The sequence below is a fragment of the Streptomyces sp. NRRL B-1140 genome, assembly GCF_001280065.1.
Lineage (GTDB): Bacteria > Actinomycetota > Actinomycetes > Streptomycetales > Streptomycetaceae > Streptomyces.
Window position 1 is genome coordinate 17122 of the sequence record NZ_LGEA01000125.1, and the last position, 16453, is coordinate 33574.

Annotated in this window: 17 protein-coding genes; 10 read left to right on the top strand and 7 right to left on the bottom strand. The window is 71.3% G+C overall.

The features are described from left to right. The first annotated feature begins 123 nt into the window (after window positions 1-123). The 4 genes from ADK65_RS30050 (at window position 124) to ADK65_RS30065 (ending at window position 4364) form a co-directional block, all read left to right on the top strand. A complete protein-coding gene (locus ADK65_RS30050; RefSeq protein WP_053674346.1) occupies window positions 124-1416 on the top strand; it encodes an extracellular solute-binding protein in 1293 nt (430 codons plus the stop codon). 6 nt (window positions 1417-1422) lie between these two features. Further along, window positions 1423-2421: a carbohydrate ABC transporter permease gene (locus tag ADK65_RS30055; RefSeq protein ID WP_053674136.1), complete on the top strand. Its 999-nt coding sequence runs from the start codon at window positions 1423-1425 to the stop codon at window positions 2419-2421. Between the two features lie 74 nt (window positions 2422-2495). After that, window positions 2496-3260 carry a carbohydrate ABC transporter permease gene (locus tag ADK65_RS30060; protein WP_234353012.1) on the top strand — a complete coding sequence of 255 codons (765 nt, stop codon included), beginning with the start codon at window positions 2496-2498 and terminating at the stop codon, window positions 3258-3260. Window positions 3261-3314: 54 nt separating this feature from the next. Then, the gene (locus ADK65_RS30065; RefSeq protein ID WP_053674138.1) at window positions 3315-4364 is read left to right on the top strand and encodes an endo-1,4-beta-xylanase; all 1050 of its coding nucleotides are present in this window, start codon (window positions 3315-3317) and stop codon (window positions 4362-4364) included. 60 nt (window positions 4365-4424) lie between these two features. Here the strand turns inward: ADK65_RS30065 and ADK65_RS30070 are convergent, their stop codons facing one another. The 3 genes from ADK65_RS30070 to ADK65_RS30080 all read right to left on the bottom strand — a co-directional run bounded on the left by ADK65_RS30070 (window position 4425) and on the right by ADK65_RS30080 (window position 6875). Then, window positions 4425-5450, bottom strand: a complete 1026-nt coding sequence (locus ADK65_RS30070) for a LacI family DNA-binding transcriptional regulator (protein WP_053674139.1) — start codon at window positions 5448-5450, stop codon at window positions 4425-4427. Between the two features lie 204 nt (window positions 5451-5654). Continuing rightward, window positions 5655-5858 carry a DUF5999 family protein gene (locus tag ADK65_RS30075; protein ID WP_053674140.1) on the bottom strand — a complete coding sequence of 68 codons (204 nt, stop codon included), beginning with the start codon at window positions 5856-5858 and terminating at the stop codon, window positions 5655-5657. Window positions 5859-6290: 432 nt separating this feature from the next. Continuing rightward, window positions 6291-6875 (bottom strand): hypothetical protein, encoded by a 585-nt coding sequence (locus ADK65_RS30080; RefSeq protein ID WP_053674141.1) that lies wholly within the window; start codon window positions 6873-6875, stop codon window positions 6291-6293. A 544-nt stretch (window positions 6876-7419) separates the two neighbouring features. On the opposite strand from ADK65_RS30080, the gene ADK65_RS30085 reads away from it, so the two are divergent. Further along, window positions 7420-8937, top strand: coding sequence for a glutamate-cysteine ligase family protein (locus ADK65_RS30085; RefSeq protein ID WP_053674142.1), 1518 nt, complete (start codon window positions 7420-7422; stop codon window positions 8935-8937). A gap of 145 nt (window positions 8938-9082) precedes the next feature. Beyond that, a complete protein-coding gene (locus ADK65_RS30090; RefSeq protein WP_053674143.1) occupies window positions 9083-9883 on the top strand; it encodes a CPBP family intramembrane glutamic endopeptidase in 801 nt (266 codons plus the stop codon). Window positions 9884-9933: 50 nt separating this feature from the next. On the opposite strand, the gene ADK65_RS30095 is transcribed toward ADK65_RS30090, so the two are convergent. Beyond that, window positions 9934-10755, bottom strand: coding sequence for a PhzF family phenazine biosynthesis protein (locus tag ADK65_RS30095; RefSeq protein WP_053674144.1), 822 nt, complete (start codon window positions 10753-10755; stop codon window positions 9934-9936). Between the two features lie 167 nt (window positions 10756-10922). On the opposite strand from ADK65_RS30095, the gene ADK65_RS37585 reads away from it, so the two are divergent. After that, window positions 10923-11564, top strand: coding sequence for a PadR family transcriptional regulator (locus ADK65_RS37585; protein ID WP_078956218.1), 642 nt, complete (start codon window positions 10923-10925; stop codon window positions 11562-11564). A gap of 78 nt (window positions 11565-11642) precedes the next feature. Here ADK65_RS37585 and ADK65_RS30105 read toward each other — a convergent pair whose 3' ends face one another. Then, the gene (locus tag ADK65_RS30105) at window positions 11643-12071 is read right to left on the bottom strand and encodes an SRPBCC family protein (protein WP_053674146.1); all 429 of its coding nucleotides are present in this window, start codon (window positions 12069-12071) and stop codon (window positions 11643-11645) included. Window positions 12072-12290: 219 nt separating this feature from the next. Between ADK65_RS30105 and ADK65_RS30110 the strand changes: the two genes are divergently transcribed. From ADK65_RS30110 to ADK65_RS30120, 3 genes are all read left to right on the top strand, one after another. Then, window positions 12291-12839, top strand: coding sequence for a Clp protease N-terminal domain-containing protein (locus ADK65_RS30110; protein ID WP_053674147.1), 549 nt, complete (start codon window positions 12291-12293; stop codon window positions 12837-12839). An 86-nt stretch (window positions 12840-12925) separates the two neighbouring features. Then, a complete protein-coding gene (locus tag ADK65_RS30115) occupies window positions 12926-13930 on the top strand; it encodes an EamA family transporter (protein ID WP_053674148.1) in 1005 nt (334 codons plus the stop codon). Between the two features lie 231 nt (window positions 13931-14161). Beyond that, window positions 14162-15112, top strand: coding sequence for a DMT family transporter (locus ADK65_RS30120; protein WP_053674149.1), 951 nt, complete (start codon window positions 14162-14164; stop codon window positions 15110-15112). Here the strand turns inward: ADK65_RS30120 and ADK65_RS30125 are convergent. Next, window positions 15099-15761 (bottom strand): FMN-binding negative transcriptional regulator, encoded by a 663-nt coding sequence (locus ADK65_RS30125; protein WP_053674150.1) that lies wholly within the window; start codon window positions 15759-15761, stop codon window positions 15099-15101. The genes ADK65_RS30120 and ADK65_RS30125 overlap by 14 nt on opposite strands. Further along, window positions 15761-16447, bottom strand: a complete 687-nt coding sequence (locus ADK65_RS30130; RefSeq protein WP_053674151.1) for a pyridoxamine 5'-phosphate oxidase family protein — start codon at window positions 16445-16447, stop codon at window positions 15761-15763. Before ADK65_RS30130 ends, ADK65_RS30125 begins: the two co-directional genes overlap by 1 nt. Between the last annotated feature and the right edge of the window lie 6 nt (window positions 16448-16453).

Genomic DNA, 16453 nt, shown 5'->3' on the forward strand with positions numbered 1-16453 from the left:
TGTTCCCGAGAGATTCACCCCGTACAAGGGGTTGCCACCGTTTATCCGCTGTCTCTAGGGTGCGGCAGCAGCGAAGCTTTCTGGTTTTGATCCGAAACTTTCGACACTCTCGAGGAGCGCATGATGGGCGACCCCGCACTGTCCCGCCGCGGTTTCCTGGCGGCCTCCGCCGCGGCCGGCCTGGGGATGACGGCACTGACCGCATGCGGCGGGGACTCGGACGGGGGGTCGTCCGGGACGACCACGATCGAATGGTGGAACATCTCCACCACCGAGCCGTCCAAGACCGTCTGGGCCGCCCTCGCGCGGAAGTTCGAGGCACAGAACCCCAAGGTCAAGATAAAGATCGTTCAGCTGGAGAACGACGCCTACAAGTCGAAGATGACGGCCCTGACCGCCTCCGGGAAGCTGCCCGACATCTTCCACACCTGGGGCGGTGGCGTACTGAAGCAGCAGGTCGACGCGGGGCTCGTGGAGAACCTCACGGACCGGACCAAGCCGTGGGGCGACGCCCTTTTGCCGGTCGCCCGGGAGCCTTACCTGATCGACGACCAGGCCTACGGCATCCCGTTCGACATCGGCATGATCGGCTTCTGGTACAACAAGGCGCTCTTCCGGAAGGCCGGCATCGCCGAGCCGCCGACCACCTGGGACGGCTTCCTCGACGCCGTGCGCAAGCTGAAGGCCGCCAAGATCACGCCGCTGGCCCTGGCCGGCAAGGAGAAGTGGCCAGGCATGTACTACTGGGCCTACCTCGCCATGCGCACCGCCGGGGCCGAGGCGCTGCAGAAGGCCTACGACGACAAGGACTTCACCGGCACTCCCTTCCTTCAGGCCGGCGAGCACCTGAAGGAACTCGTCGCCCTCCAGCCGTTCCAGAAGGGCTTCCTCGGCGCCGCCTACTCGTCGCCCACCGGCCAGGCCGCCGCCGTCGGCAACGGCAAGGCGGCCATGGAACTCATGGGCCAGTGGGCGCCCACGGTGCAGGCCGACGCGGGCAAGGGCCTCGGCAAGGACCTCGGCTTCTTCCCGTTCCCCGCGGTCGAGGGCGGCAAGGGCGCCCTCACCGAGGTGTTCGGCGGAGGCGGCGGGCACGCGCTGCGCAGGGGCGCCCCGCAGGAGGCCGTCGACTTCCTCAAGTTCTTCGCGTCCGAGGCCACCGACCTGGAACTGGTCAAGAAGACCGGTGTCCTGCCCGTGGTCCCGGCGGCCGAGAGCGCCATCGCCGACCCCAACATCAAGGCCGTCCAGGCGCAGCTGAAGGCCGCCACCGGCTTCCAGCTCTACCTCGACCAGGCGTACGCGCCCGCCGTCGGCCAGGAGGTCAACGACAGTGTGGCCGCGCTCATCGCGGGCTCCAAGTCGCCCGGGCAGGTCGCGCAGTCGATCACGAAGACCGCGAAGGAAGAGCAGTAACCGGCGATGACCTCCACGTTCCTGCCGGACAAACGGACCGGCCCCGGCGCCGGTTCCCCGCCGCCGGCCGCGGCCCGGCCCACCGGGCGGGCCCGGCGACGCGCGCTGCACTGGCTCACCGCGGCCGGCTTCCAGCTCCCGGCCCTGGTGCTGTTCATGGGGCTCGTGCTGCTGCCGATGCTGTTCGCCCTGTACGCCGCGTTCTTCCGCTGGGGCGGCTTCGGCATGCCCACCGACTACATCGGCGGCGAGAACTTCACCCGCCTCTTCCAGGACGACGTCTTCCTCGGCGACCTGTGGCGCTGCCTGCTCCTGGTGGTGCTGTCGCTCGCCTTCCAGCTGCCGTTCGCGCTCGCCATGGCCGTCCTGCTCAACCAGCGGATGCGAGGCCGGGCGGTCTACCGGATGCTGTTCTTCGCCCCGTACGTCCTGTCGGAGGCCATCACCGGCATCCTCTTCGGCATGATCTTCGCCCCGGACGACGGCTTCGCCGACCAGGTCCTCGGCAGGATCGGCCTCGACGGGCTGGGCGGGGAGTGGTTCGCGGATCCGTCCACCGTCATGGCGACCGTCTTCCTTGTCATGACCTGGAAGTACTTCGGCTTCCACATGATGCTGTACCTGGCCGGGCTCCAGGCGGTCCCCAGGGAGCTGACCGAGGCGGCCCTCATCGACGGGGCGGGTGCCTGGCAGCGGTTCCGCAACGTCACGCTGCCGCTGCTCGCGCCCACCCTGCGCATCAGTGTCTTCCTCGCGGTCATCGGGTCGATCCAGCTGTTCGACCTGGTGTGGGTGACCACCGCGGGCGGCCCCGACCACCACTCCGAGACCATGGCCGTGACCATGTTCCAGTACGGCTTCAAGCGCTACCAGGTCGGCTACGCCAGCGCGATCAGCGTGGTCATGTTCGGCATCAGCCTCGTCTTCGCCCTCGCCTACCAGCGGTTCGTCCTCCGGCGCGACCTGGAAGGGGCCACCACCACCATGCGGGGTGACGGAAAGTGACAGCCAGTCAGAAAACCCGCGCGCACGGGAAGACCTGGAGCCTGCACCTCGTCCTGGCCGTCGTCGGGGCGGTCATGGCCGTCCCCCTGCTCTACGCCGCCCTCTCCGGCTTCAAGACCACCGACGAACTCTCCCGCAACCCGGTCGGCCTGCCCGAGTCGTGGGTCACCTCCAACTACACCCAGATCCTCGGCTCGGGGGACTTCTGGCGGCTGATCGGCAACAGCACGCTGATCGCGATCGGCACGACCGTCCTGGTCGTCGCGGTCTCCGCCCTGTCGGCCTTCTCCTTCGCGCGGTTCGCCTTCCGCGGCCGGGAGGTGCTGTTCACCCTCTTCACCATGGGGCTGATGTTCCCGTTCGCCGTGGCTGCCCTGCCGCTGTTCCTGCTGCTGCGCTCGCTGGACCTGCTGGACAACCCGCTCGGCGTCATCCTCCCGCAGGCCGCCTTCGGGCTGCCGATGACGATCATCATCCTGCGGGGCTTCTTCCGGCAGATCCCCGGCGAGCTGGAGGAGGCGGCCACCCTCGACGGCTGCAGCTCGTTCGGCTTCTTCTGGCGGGTGCTGCTGCCCATGGCCCGGCCCGCACTCGGCACGGTCTCCGTGCTGGCCGTCGTCACCAGCTGGAACAACTTCTTCCTGCCGCTGCTGGTGTTCACCGACGCGCAGTGGTGGACCCTGCCGATCGGCGTCCAGCAGTTCCAGGGGCAGTACTCCGCGGAGTACGCCAAGGTCTTCGCCTACCTGGTGCTGGCCATGGCCCCCGCCCTCGCCTTCTACTCGGTCGCCGAGCGCCAGCTCGTGGGCGGCCTCACCGCCGGCGCCACCAAGGGCTGACACGCGCCGCGAACGTACGGCTCTACCCACCCACCCGTCGTGAGGAGTCGCACCATGCGCACCACCCGTCTCAGACTCGTCGGCGCCGTCGCCGCGCTCCTGGTCGCCGCCGGCATCGGTGCCGGCACGCCCGCCCAGGCGGGCCACCAGCAGCCCACCCTCGCCGACCTCGCGCAGCGGCACGGCCGCTACTTCGGCAGCGCCACCGACAACCCCGAGCTCGTGGACGGGCCGTACACGGCCCTGCTCGGCAGCGAGTTCGACCAGATCACGCCCGGCAACGGCATGAAGTGGTACGCGACCGAGCCCCAGCAGGGGGTGTTCGACTTCTCGGCGGGCGACGAGATCGTGAATCTCGCCCGCGCCCACCACCAGAAGGTGCGCGGCCACACCCTGGTCTGGCACAGCCAGCTGCCCGGATGGCTCACGGACCGGGAGTGGACGGCCCCCGAGCTGAGGGCCGTACTGAAGAAACACATCCAGACAGAGGTACGGCACTACCGGGGCAAGGTGTTCGCCTGGGACGTCGTCAACGAGGCGTTCAACGAGGACGGTACGTACCGGGAGTCGGTCTTCTACAAGACGCTCGGGCCCGGCTACATCGCCGACGCGCTGCGCTGGGCCCACCAGGCCGATCCGCGCGTGAAGCTGTACCTCAACGACTACAACATCGAGGGCGTCGGCCCGAAGAGCGACGCCTATTACCGGCTGGCCAAGGAGCTCAAGGCGGCGGGCGTCCCACTGCACGGCATCGGCCTCCAGGCCCACCTGGCCCTGCAGTACGGCTATCCGGCCACCCTGGAGGACAACCTCCGCCGCTTCTCCCGGCTCGGCCTCGACACCGCGCTCACCGAGGTCGACATACGGATGCAACTGCCCGCGACCGAGGAGAAGCTGGCGCAGCAGGCCGAGTGGTACGCCGACCTGACCGAGGCGTGCCTGGCGGTCCGCCGCTGCGTGGGCATCACCCTGTGGGACTACACCGACAAGTACTCGTGGATCCCCGCCTTCTTCCCGGGCGAGGGCGCGGCCCTGCCGTGGGACGAGGAACTGCGGCGCAAGCCCGCGTATTTCGCGCTGCGTGAGGCGCTCGGCGGGCGGTAGCGGGGCCGGGCGGCGCCCCACCGGACAGGGGGTGGTGGGGCGCCGTTCCTCGTTGCGGGGTCAGGCCAACGGCGCCGTGCTCGCCCGAAGCATCAGCTCTGTGCCCAGCTCCACCCGCGGTGAGTCCGGCTGCTCGTCACGGGTCAGGCGGAGCACCGTACGCACGGCCAGTCTGCCCATGTCGGCCAGGGGCCGGCGGACCGTCGTCAGGGGCGGCGCCGACCAGCGCACCTCCGGAAGGTCGTCGAATCCGACCACGCTCATGTCCTGCGGCACCCGCAGACCACGCCGGCGCAGTGCCTCGATCGCGCCGAGTGCCATCCGGTCGCTTGCCGCGAACAGGGCGGTCGGCGGCTCGGGCAGGTCGAGCAGGGTGTCGCAGGCGGTGAAACCGGACTCGGGGCGGAAGTCGCCGGGGACGACGAGGGAGGCGTCCACCGGGAGGCCGGAGCCTTCCAGGGCCGCGCGGTAGCCGTCCAGCCGGGCCCGGGAGCACAGCAGGCGGGGCGGTCCGGCGATCAGGCCGATCCGGCGGTGGCCGAGAGACAGCAGATGCTCGGTGGCCGCGAGGCCGCCCGCCCGGTTCGCCGCGCCGATCGTGGGAGCGTCGAGGGCCGGGGAGCCAGCCGGGTCGACGACCACCAGGGGCACACCGAGGATCCGCAGCTCCTCGTGGAGCGTCGGCTCCAGGGCGGACGTCACGAGGACGACCCCGTCGGAGGCGCGGGCCCTCAGGTTGCGCATCCACGCGCGGGCGTCGCCGGAACGTCCGTGGACGGCCGACACCACCGTGCCCACCCCGGCGGCGTGGGCGACCTCCTCGACCCCGCGGATGATCTCCACGGCCCAGGGGCTTTCCAGGTCGTCGAAGACCAGGTCGAGCAGGGCGGCGCGGGTGCCCGGTGCCGCGGGACGCTTGCGGTAACCGTGCCGGATCAGCAGGTCCTCGACCCGGGCCCGGGTTTGCGGAGACACGTCGGACCGGCCGTTGACGACCCGGGACACGGTCGGTACGGACACGCCGGCCTGCCGGGCGATCTCCGAGATCGTGACCTTGTCTCCGGTGCCGGCCCCACCTGACCCCACCAGCCCACCTCCGTCGACGGGTCATCGCGAAACGTCCAGGAGTCTTCCGGAAAGGGCGTGTCCGTGGGAAGCCGTGCGCGCGGCGAACGCCACGTCGCGGGAGGTGACGATCAGTGACCATGGACATGCGTGGGGTCGGTGTGCAGGACGTCCTGCGCACCGACCCCTCATGTCGTGCAACGGGGCATCGCCCCTCAGACGGCCTCAGGCGGCCGTCATCACCTGCCCGGCCAGCGGACGATGCGGGGCGATGGCACTGCCGTCCGGCAGGAGTTCGCCGGTGTCCTCGAAGAGCACCACGCCGTTGCACAGCAGGCTCCATCCCTGCTCCGGGTGGTGCGCCACGAGACGGGCGGATTCCCGGTCGGCGGATTCTGCTGAGGGGCACTGGGTCTGGTGCTGGCACATGGGTGGGATCTTTCGCTGTGTCGAGACGGACGATGGCATGGACGTGTCCGAGTGGGCTGTCGTGTCTGTTCCGCGGCTAGAAGTGTCGTTCATGGCCGCCCCCCGTTGTGATAAGTCGTCGGAACCCAGTGTTGCCCCACGGCCGTGAATCCGCAGGGATTTCGCGGCACCACTTCTCACAGGTTCAGGACGCGTCACCCGCGCGGACGGTTCATCCCAACTGGGCTGTCCCTTCGGGTGGTTCGCGGTGGCCGGATAGGGCTAGTCATTCCGGGGCGACCACCGTTCCGTCTCGCACGAGCTACTCATCGCTCGTACGAGCGATCGTGTGAGCGATAAAGCGATCGTGCGAGCGGCCGATGGCCGATCGGCGGTAAAAGGACGACCCCGCCGCCGAAATCCGGCGACGGGGTGCGGGGAGCCGTGCGGTGCTCAGGCGGGTGATCCGAGAAGTCTGGTGGGAGCCACTCGATGGGTCAGCACCGGAAGGAGTTCGGAGACGCGGTGCGGGCGGTGGGCCGCGATGCCGGGAGGCGCCGGCGCCAGCGGGACGAGCAGGTCGGTGGCGGCGGGGTGGCCGGTGGCACCGTCAGCGGAGCAGTCCTCGTGCAGCCAGAGCGTCAGCATGTACAGGCCGGGCACCGACAGCAGGCGGGGCTGGTACGGCTGCTGCATGGTCTCGGCCTGACGCAGGGCGCGCTCGGTGGAGGTGATGTACGGGCCCTCGAAGAAGTGGGAGAAGGCCCAGCCGTCGGCGGTCAGCATGGTCTCCGCGGCGGCCACGGCGTGGTCGCCGCAGCGGATCAGGAAGCGCCACCCGGCCAGCCGGGTCGCGGAGACGCCCTCGGCCGTGACGTGGTCGAGGACGTGCACGGGCAGGGGCAGTTCGGGTGTGGCGGGTCCCTGGGTGCCGAGCAGGGAGGGCGTGCGGGCTTCGCGGACCGCGGTCGGAGAGGAGAGGGCGGTGAGGACGGAGCGGAGTGCGGGCGCGGGAGCCGGAGGGACATGCAGCGGCATGGTGGGTCGCCTCTCATTCAAAGGCACGGTGGCGCGAGGGCGGGGGCGGACGGCGCTGTCTGCTCACGGGGTCAGAGCGGCAGGGGCCGGGGTCAGGAGAACGAGAGGGGGTGGGGTCCGCGTCGCCGCGACGGCAGGACCCATCGACCGTGGGCGCCGGCCTTCTGCCTTCTTCGCGGAGTTTATACGACACGGGTTCGCACTGTGTTTCGCCTAGCCGTTTCCGGTGAGTAGAACAAGGGTACATTCGGTCGGCGATATGCGAGAAAAATCCCGATTCCGTGCGGGGGTGCACAACGGTGACCTCGGTGAATGTCCGCGAACCGGTCGGCCCGTTCTCGTCGGCGTTTTTTACGAGTTGCCGAGGCCCGAAAGCTGTCCAGTGCGTCATGCCGAGTGAATGTGCCACCGGTCACATGGGCCCAGGGTAGCGGTCGCCGGGGCCGCCCGGGACGTTATCGATCGCTTTCGCTGGGCATCCTCCACCTGACCGGGGCCCCGACGGCCGGTCCCCGGCCCGCATCATCCAAGGAGGGACGCTTCGATGGGGGAGAAGGTGGTGGCAGGGCGGTTCGACCTGTCCGATCGCCAGCGCTACCGCGACAAGCTGCGTCAGTGCCTGACGGGCTTGGAGCGACTCCTGGCGGAGAAGCGGTTCGATCGCCCCAAGAACCTCATGGGGCTCGAGATCGAATTGAATCTCGCAGGCTCCGACGGCCTGCCGAAAATGTTGAACGGGCAAGTCCTCGAACGCATCGCGAGTCGTGATTTCCAAACAGAACTCGCCATGTTCAATCTGGAAGTGAACATCCCTCCACACCGTCTGGGTGGCCGGGTATTCGACCGCCTGGCGGAGGAACTCCGCACGTCGCTGGCATATGCCGACCGGAAAGCCGGCGAGGTCGACGCGGGAATCGTGATGATCGGTATCCTGCCGACTCTGGACCGTGACGACCTGGTGTCGTCGAACCTCTCCGACGTCGACCGGTACACCCTCCTCAACGACCAGATCGTGGCCGCCCGCGGCGAGGAGTTCACCCTCGACATCAACGGCGTGGAGCATCTGAGCTGCACCTCGAAGTCCATCGCCCCGGAAGCCGCCTGCACCTCCGTGCAGCTGCATCTGCAGGTCACCCCGGGCCGCTTCGCCGACGTGTGGAACGCGGCCCAGGCGGTCGCCGCCGCGCAGATCGCCGTCGGCGCCAATTCGCCCTTCCTCTTCGGGCGCGAACTGTGGCGCGAGTCGCGGCCCCCGCTGTTCCAGCAGTCCACCGACACCCGCCCGCCCGAGCTCCAGGCCCAGGGCGTCCGGCCGCGCACCTGGTTCGGGGAGCGCTGGATCACCTCCGCGTACGACCTCTTCGAGGAGAACCTGCGCTACTACCCGGCCCTCCTGCCGATCTGCGACGACGAGGACCCGCTCGAGGTGCTCGACCAGGGCGGCACGCCCTCGCTCGCCGAACTCGTCCTGCACAACGGCACCATCTACCGCTGGAACCGCCCGGTCTACGGCATCGCCGACGGCGTCCCGCATCTGCGCGTGGAGAACCGTGTCCTGCCGGCCGGGCCCACCGTCATCGACGTCGTCGCCAACGCGGCCTTCTTCTACGGCGTCGTCCGGGCGCTGGCGGAGGAGTCCCGGCCGGTGTGGTCCCGGATGCCCTTCGAGGCGGCCGCCGCGAACTTCGACGCGGCGTGCAAGGACGGCATCGACGCCCGCTTCACCTGGCCCCGGCGTGGCCGCTACAGCGGCACGGCCCAGGTCGACGCGGTGAGCCTGATCCGCGACGAACTGCTGCCGCTCGCAGAGGCCGGGCTGGACGCCTGGGGTGTCGAGCCGGCCGACCGCGATCTGTACCTGGGTGTGATCGAGGAGCGCTGCCGGCGCCGGGTGAACGGGGCGAGCTGGCAGGCCGCCACCTTCCACAAGGCACTGGACGCGGGCCTGTCCCGGGAGGACGCGCTGGCCGCCACGACCCGGCGCTACCGCGAGCTGATGCACAAGGGCGAGCCGGTGCACAGCTGGCCGGTGGGACTGCCGGAGCCGGTGTCGCTGGGCTGAGGTCGCGAGCCGGTGGCGCTGGGCCACGAGGCAGCGAGCCGCTGTCTCCGGCCCCGGCCGGCCGGCCCGTGTACCGCGGCCGCCTCAGGGGGGACACCCCGCTGCCGCCATACTGACCCGACAGGTCGGTGAAGTGGAGGCGGGTGTGCAGGCGGAGTCGAGCCCGGTCGGCGATTCCATTCCCCAGCAGGGGCTCTCACGGCGGATGCTCCGCAACGAGACGCTGCTGGTCCTCGCGCTGTCGCTGGGCGCCAGTGGGCTGTCGGCGCTGATCAGCTTCATCGGGTCGGTCACCAAGCCGGGCGGCCTCAAGGACCAGGCGGCCACGATGAACGCCTCGGCCGCGCCCGGCCGGCCCTGGCTCGACCTCGCCTGGCAGCTCTTCGGGATCACCACGGCGCTCGTTCCCGTCGCTCTCGTCGCGCATTTCCTGCTCCGCGAGGGGGCGAGCCTGCGCACGATCGGCTTCGACCGCACCCGCCCCTGGCCCGACCTCGGCCGTGGCGCGGCGATCGCCGCGGTCATCGGCAGTACCGGCATCGCCTTCTACCTGGCGGCCCGCGGCCTCGGCTTCAACCTCACCGTGGTGCCCGAGGCACTCCCTGCGGTGTGGTGGAAGTACCCGGTGCTGATCCTCTCGGCGATCCAGAACGCCGTGCTGGAGGAAGTGATCGTCGTCGGTTACCTGCTGCGCCGCATGGGCCAGCTGGGCTGGACGCCGACCGCCGCGCTGGCCGGCAGCGCGGTTCTGCGCGGGTCCTACCACCTCTACCAGGGCGTCGGCGGCTTCGTCGGGAACATGGTGATGGGCGTCGTCTTCGTGTACCTCTACCGCCGCTGGGGGCGCGTCGGCCCGCTGGTGGTGGCCCACTCGCTGCTCGACATCGGGGCGTTCGTCGGCTACGCGCTGCTGGCGGGCAAGGTGGGCTGGCTGCCGACGGCGTGAATCAGCGGGCGAAGGGGCGTACGACACCGTCGTACGCCCCTTCGCCCGTCTCAGGCCAGCAGCTCGCCCTCGATGACGGTGACCGCCGTGCCCGTCAGCAGGGTGCGGTCGTCGCGCAGCTCGGTACGGACCAGGCCGGACCGGGGTGAGGCCTGGAGACCGGTGAGGCGGGAGCGGCCCAGGCGCTTGGACCAGAACGGGGCGAGTGCCGTGTGGGCGCTGCCGGTCACCGGGTCCTCGTCGATGCCCACGTTCGGGAAGAAGCAGCGCGAGACGAAGTCGTGCCCGGCGCCGGGGTCGTCGGCGAGGGCGGTCGCGATCACACCGCGCTCGGAGTGGACGGCGAGGGCCGCCAGGTCCGGGGTGAGAGTGCGCACCGTCTTCTCGTCGGCGACCTCGACGAGCAGGTCGCCGACGTTCGGGCCGGTGTCGTGGACCGTGAGCACCTCCGCGCCCAGCGCCTCGGCGAGGCCGCCGGGCGGCGGGTCCATCCGGGTGAGCGGCGCCGTCGGGAAGTCCAGGGTGACGGAACCGTCCGCCGCGGGCGTGGCGACCAGGACGCCGCTGCGGGTGGCGAACCGCACCGGCCCCGAGTGGGCGCCGGTGGTGTGCAGGATGTGGGCGGTGGCGAGGGTGGCGTGGCCGCACATCGCGACCTCGGTGGCCGGAGTGAACCAGCGCAGCGCCCAGTCCGCCTCGGAGCCCTCCGGGAGCGGGTGCGCGAACGCCGTCTCGGCGTGGTTGACCTCCAGGGCGACGTGCTGCAGCCAGGTGTCGTCCGGGAAGGCGTCCGCGCCGGGCAGGAGCAGGACCCCGGCCGGGTTGCCGGAGAAGGGGCGATCGGTGAAGGCGTCGACGATTCGGATCCGCATGCACCTGACGCTAGGGCGCCCACGAAGCAGCGGACCAAGGCCAATTCACAAACGCTGGCCCGACTTCCGCCGGTGGACAACCGGGGAGAGGGCCTTGTCGTTCGAGTGTTGCCGATATATCGTTGAAGCATCGCGACAGATCAACGATGGAATGGAGAGTGGTTGCGATGCGTACCCACGGATTCGAGCGTGGACATGGACACCACGGCGGCCCGCACCGCGGGCGGGGCGGTTTTGAAGGACTGCGTGCGGCCTTCGGTCCCTTCGGCCCAGGCGGCGGCCCGGGCGGTCCCGGCTGGGGCGGGCCCGGAGGGCCGGGCTTCGGTCCGGGCCCTTGGGGCGGCCGAGGGCGCGGAGGGCCCAGGGGAAGGGCGCGGCGCGGCGACGTACGCGCCTCGATCCTGGCCCTGCTGAAGGACCGCCCGATGCACGGCTACGAGATGATCCAGGAGATCGCCGAGCGCAGCGGCGGGGCGTGGAAGCCCAGCCCCGGCTCGGTGTACCCCACCCTTCAGCTGCTGGAGGACGAGGGGCTGATCACCAGTGCCTCCGAGGGCGGCAAGAAGCTGTTCTCGCTCACCGAGGCGGGCCGTGAGGCCGCCGAGGAGGGGCCCGAGGCTCCCTGGGAGGAAGCCTCCCGCGGGGTCGACTGGGAGGCTCTCGGCGAGATCCGCCAGGCCGGCTTCGGTCTGATGGAGGCCTTCGGCCAGGTCTGGAAGACCGGCAGCAAGGAGCAGCGGGAGAAGGCCCTCGGGGTCGTCAACGAGGCCCGTAAGAAGCTGTATCTCATCCTCGCCGACGAGGACTGAGCCGCCCGGCGGAAGAAAGCCGCGGCGGATGAGGAGCGCCCCCGGTGTGGTCCGGGGGCGCTTCGGCGTGCCGGGGTGTCAGGTCACCAGCCCGTCCAGCTTGCGCAACGACTCGTGCAGGGCGGTGGTCGCCGAGTCCTTGAGCTTGCCCGCCATCAGGGACACCGTCGCGCCCGTGAACTCGCCGTCGATGCGAACCGTCGTGGCGTTGCCGTCGGGTGTGAGGGTGTAGCGCGTCGCGACCGTCACCGCCATCGGTCCCTTGCCGCGGATGGCGAGCACCCGCGCGGGTTCCAGTTCCTCCACGGTCCATGCCACCTCGGCCGGGAAGTTCATCAGCCGCATGTTCTCCTGGAACGTCGCGCCCACTTCGAGGGGTTCCGGGCCGCCCTGCGGGAAGCTCGTGTGGGTCGCGTTCCAATCGCCGTACGCGGACCAGTCGGTGAGCTTCGCCCACACCGTGCCGGCCGGCGCCCCGATGCGGGCCTCCGCGCTGACTTCGGCCATGCGACCACCTCTCGATTCGGGCTGGTGTCGCGGACCGTAGCGGCGGCGGTCGCAATGTTCAATACTGACGAACTGTCAGCCAGGCCGGGTCTCCACCCGAATCCGCCTGATCTCCTCCGCAAGGAGGAGATGCGGCCGGCGGAGTCCACTTTCCGTGGGACGCGAGAATGCTTCGTACCGTGGATGACGCGGGCCCGGGAGGCTGGTGGGCTGGGGGATGTGCAATCCCGCAACCCCCGGCAGTCGGCCCACGAGCACGGCATTCAGCGCGTGGACAACGATGCCAGGCTCAGTGACGAGCTGGCGTCGGTGGTCGGTGGCGCCCGGCGCAGGGCCGTCCGGGACGGGGACCGGCAGATCGACACCGCCCATCTGCTCCACTCGCTGCTGGAGTCCGACCCCGCGGCGCGTGCCGCCTTCGTCGAAGGACCGCGGATCGCGCGCCTGCTCGGCTATCTCGTCCAGCGCAGCATCGGGTACGGCCTGCGCTGGCAGAGCGGAGTCGAGGACTCCGGCGCCGTCCCCGTGGTGACGGGAACGGCGGGTTTCTCCCCGCTCGCAGCCGCCTGCATGGACCACGCCTGCGAGCGTGCCGCCGAGCGCGGCGAACCGGCTCGTGGCACGGATCTGCTCGCGGCGATCGTCGCCGACCCGCAGGCGCGCGCGGTCGAGGTGCTCGGACGGGCCGGCGTCGACCCGCGTGAGGTCCTGACCCGGCTTGACGGCCGGCCCGGCACCACCGAGGAGTGCGGCGAAGCCGCCGGCTGAGCGGGACGGCACGGGGCCGGTCGTCCCGTCCGGGCTGTGAGACAGGTGTCATAGGGGATGACGCTCCTGTCGTGGCCTGTCATCATGTGCCGGTGTGTACCACTGACAGCAGCGTGAGCGGGCGCGGCAGGGGCGTGGGGCTCGGACTCGCCCTCCTGTCCGCGGTGGCCTTCGGCGGATCCGGTGTCGCGGCCAAGCCGTTGATCGAGGCAGGCCTGGACCCGCTGCACGTGGTGTGGCTGCGGGTGGCCGGGGCGGCCCTGGTCATGCTGCCCCTGGCCGTGCGGCACCGCGCGCTGCTGCGCAGGCGCCCCGGGCTGCTCGCCGGGTTCGGTCTGCTGGCCGTCGCCGGTGTCCAGGCCTGCTACTTCGCGGCGCTCTCCCGGATCCCCGTCGGGGTGGCGCTGCTCATCGAGTACCTGGCGCCCGCGCTGGTGCTGGGCTGGGTGCGGTTCGTGCAGAAGCGGCCCGTGACGCGCGCCGCGGCCGTCGGCGTCGTGCTCGCGGTCGGCGGGCTCGCCTGTGTCGTGGAGGTGTGGTCGGGCCTCGGGTTCGACGTGCCGGGCTTGCTGCTCGCGCTCGGCGCGGCCTGCTGCCAGGTCGGCTACTTCGTCCTGTCCGACCAGGGCAGCGACGCCGGGGAAGAGGCCCCCGACCCGCTCGGCGTCATCGCCTACGGGCTGCTCGTCGGCGCCGCGGTGCTGACCGTCGTCGCCCGGCCCTGGACCATGGACTGGTCGGTGCTCGGGGGCACCGCGAGCATGGACGGCAGGCCCGTCGCCGCCGGCGTGCTGCTGGCGTGGATCGTCCTGGTCGCCACGGTCGTCGCCTACGTCACCGGTGTGGTCTCCGTGCGCCGGCTCTCCCCGCAGGTCGCCGGGGTCGTGGCCTGTCTCGAGGCGGTCATCGCCACCGTCCTGGCCTGGGTCCTGCTCGGCGAGCACCTCTCGGCGCCGCAGATCGCGGGTGGGGCGATCGTGCTGGTGGGCGCGTTCATCGCGCAGTCCTCGACGCCCTCGAAAGGATCCGGGCAGCCGGTGGCGAGCGGTGGCCCGGAAAGGGAATTGTCCCGGCGCGGGACCAGCGCCTAAGGTGTCGATCATGCCTTCGAACGCACTCGTTCTTCCGCCTCCGGCCGCCTGAGGCGGGCCCTCCGGAAACCGCGCCCGGCGACGCGCCGGCGCGCAGAACGGTGCTGCCCGCAGACGAAGTCCGCGGACCCCGCTGATCACGACTGATCCGGGGCCCTTCCCGAACTTCCGCGCACCCGGCCGCCGCCCGACGCGGGCGCGGCACGCCGTGCGCGTCTGCGGAGAGAACACATGTCGAACACCGCCTCCGGCCTGCCCGTCGGGCGAGGCCTCCTCTGTCTGATCGTCGCAGGCGTCGCCTGGGGCACCGCGGGCGCGGCCGCCTCCCTGGTCTACCGGGTCAGCGACATGGGGCCCGTCGCCCTGTCCTTCTGGCGCTGCGCCGCCGGCCTCGTGCTGTTGCTCGCGGTGCGCCTGCTGCGGCCGCGCGCCCAGGATCCCGTGCGGCAGCCGCTCGGCCGCCGGGCGGTGCGGGCCGGGGTCACCGGCCTCGGGCTCGCCGTCTTCCAGACGGCGTACTTCGCGGCCGTCTCCGCCACCGGCCTGGCGGTGGCGACCGTCGTCACACTGGGCGCCGGACCCGTCCTCATCGCGCTCGGGGCACGGCTGACCCTGGCCGAGCGACTGGGCCGGGGCGGCGCCGTGGCCGTCCTGGGCGCCCTCGCCGGGCTCGCGGTCCTCGTCCTCGGGGGCGGCGGCACCGCCGTACGCCTGGCGGGTGTGCTGCTCGCCCTGCTGTCCGCGGCCGGGTACAGCGCGATGACCCTGCTCACCCGCCGGTGGGGCCGCGACGGCGCAGGTGACGCCACCCGGACGACCGCCGGTGCCTTCGCCGTCACGAGCCTGTGCCTGTTGCCGTTCGCCCTCGCCGAGGGACTGCTGCCGCACACCGAGGACCCCGGCCGGCTCCTGCTCCTGTTGCTCTACGTCGCCGCCGTCCCCACGGCGCTCGCCTACGGCCTCTACTTCGCGGGCGCGGCCGTCGTACGGTCCGCCACCGTCTCGGTGATCATGCTGCTCGAACCGGTGAGCGCGGCGGTGCTCGCCGTCCTCCTCCTCGGCGAGCACCTCACGGCGGCGACTTTGGCCGGGACCCTGCTGATGCTGGGCTCGGTGGCGGGCCTGGTGCTGGGGGAGGCCCGGGGCGCGCACAGGAGGGAGGAGCCGGTCATGGCGATGTGAGGCGGGGACCCGCGGCCTGTGCCTCCCGTCTGCGCAGGAGGTGGTCGCGCGCCCTGGAGTCGCCCGGGCCGCCGCGGGCCGCGAGACCCGCGGCGATCCGTTCCCGGACCTCGGCCGGTCGGTGGTTCGCGTACTTGAACTTCGCCCGCACGTCCGTCACCTCCAGGCGCAGGCCGCGGATGCCGGCGAGCATTCTGCCGTAGGGGGCCTCGCCCGCCGCCGCCCGTGCGGAGCCGCCACCCGGCTGGAAGTGATCGACCTGGCGGTTGAGCAGCGCGGCCTTCTGCGCCGGGTCGTCCACGACATGGGCGCGGCAGCGCAGCTGGACGGCCGCGTAGAAGCTCGTCGGAGTGCCGTGCTCGGGCGGGGCGTCCGGGGCGGCCTGCCACGGGCCGGGTACGAACACGTAGTCGTCGACCACGCTCAGCAGGACGTCCGGGGCGGCCTCCAGCGCGGGCCACAGCGGGTTGGGGCGGGCGAGGTGGGTGACGACCTCGCGGCGCCCGGCGTCGTAGGCGAAGTGCAGGGGCTGGACGTGGGGCGGTTCGCCCGGCGGGCCGTTGACCGCGAGCTGGCCGAAGTCGTGGCCGGCCAGCCACCGTTGCCATTCGCTGTCGTCACGGGGCGCGTCCCAGGGGTGGATCAGCATCACAGCGCCGTGAGGTAACCGGGCAGCTCGGTGCCGGGGGCCAGGCCCGGGTCGGGGAGCGGGGTGCCGTAGGTGCGCCGCACGGGGACTACGCCCGCCCAGTGGGGGAGGGCGAGGTCCTCCGGTTCGTCGTTCACGCCGCCGGTGCGCAGCTTCGCCGAGACCTCGTCCAGGTCCAGACGGATCACGGCCGTGGCGGCCAGTTCCTTCTTGTCGGCGGGGCGCGAGTCCGCGGAGCGGCCGGGCACGACGTGGTCGACCAGCGCGTCCAGGGCCCGCAGCTTCTCCTCGGGGTCCGTCACGTCATGGGCGGTGCCGTGCACCACCACGGAGCGGTAGTTGATCGAGTGGTGGAAGGCCGAGCGGGCCAGGACCAGGCCGTCCACGTGGGTGACCGTCAGGCAGACCGGGAGGCCGGGGCCGGCCTGACCGGCCGCCCGCAGCGGACGCGAGCCCGTCGAGCCGTGCACGTACAGCCGTTCGCCGACCCGGGCGTACAGGGTGGGCAGCACGACGGGCGCCCCGTCGCGGACGAACCCGAGGTGGCAGACGTAGGCCTCGTCGAGTATCGAGTGCACCAGGTCCTTGTCGTACGAGGCCCGGCCCGGGGAGCGGGTGGGGACGGTGCGGTCGGTCGGGGTGTAGGCGGTGTCGGGCTGCGACGGCGTCTGCGCGGTCCCCTGCATGGCGCT

Bases quoted from the DNA above. Each gene is read 5' to 3' on its own strand.
- ADK65_RS30050 (WP_053674346.1), top strand. From the start codon at position 124: ATGGGCGACCCCGCACTGTCCCGCCGCGGTTTCCTGGCGGCCTCCGCC.
- ADK65_RS30055 (WP_053674136.1), top strand. From the start codon at position 1,423: ATGACCTCCACGTTCCTGCCGGACAAACGGACCGGCCCCGGCGCCGGT.
- ADK65_RS30060 (WP_234353012.1), top strand. From the start codon at position 2,496: ATGGCCGTCCCCCTGCTCTACGCCGCCCTCTCCGGCTTCAAGACCACC.
- ADK65_RS30065 (WP_053674138.1), top strand. From the start codon at position 3,315: ATGCGCACCACCCGTCTCAGACTCGTCGGCGCCGTCGCCGCGCTCCTG.
- ADK65_RS30075 (WP_053674140.1), bottom strand. From the start codon at position 5,858: ATGTGCCAGCACCAGACCCAGTGCCCCTCAGCAGAATCCGCCGACCGG.
- ADK65_RS30080 (WP_053674141.1), bottom strand. From the start codon at position 6,875: ATGCCGCTGCATGTCCCTCCGGCTCCCGCGCCCGCACTCCGCTCCGTC.
- ADK65_RS30085 (WP_053674142.1), top strand. From the start codon at position 7,420: ATGGGGGAGAAGGTGGTGGCAGGGCGGTTCGACCTGTCCGATCGCCAG.
- ADK65_RS30095 (WP_053674144.1), bottom strand. From the start codon at position 10,755: ATGCGGATCCGAATCGTCGACGCCTTCACCGATCGCCCCTTCTCCGGC.
- ADK65_RS37585 (WP_078956218.1), top strand. From the start codon at position 10,923: ATGCGTACCCACGGATTCGAGCGTGGACATGGACACCACGGCGGCCCG.
- ADK65_RS30105 (WP_053674146.1), bottom strand. From the start codon at position 12,071: ATGGCCGAAGTCAGCGCGGAGGCCCGCATCGGGGCGCCGGCCGGCACG.
- ADK65_RS30120 (WP_053674149.1), top strand. From the start codon at position 14,162: ATGTCGAACACCGCCTCCGGCCTGCCCGTCGGGCGAGGCCTCCTCTGT.
- ADK65_RS30125 (WP_053674150.1), bottom strand. From the start codon at position 15,761: ATGCTGATCCACCCCTGGGACGCGCCCCGTGACGACAGCGAATGGCAA.
- ADK65_RS30130 (WP_053674151.1), bottom strand. From the start codon at position 16,447: ATGCAGGGGACCGCGCAGACGCCGTCGCAGCCCGACACCGCCTACACC.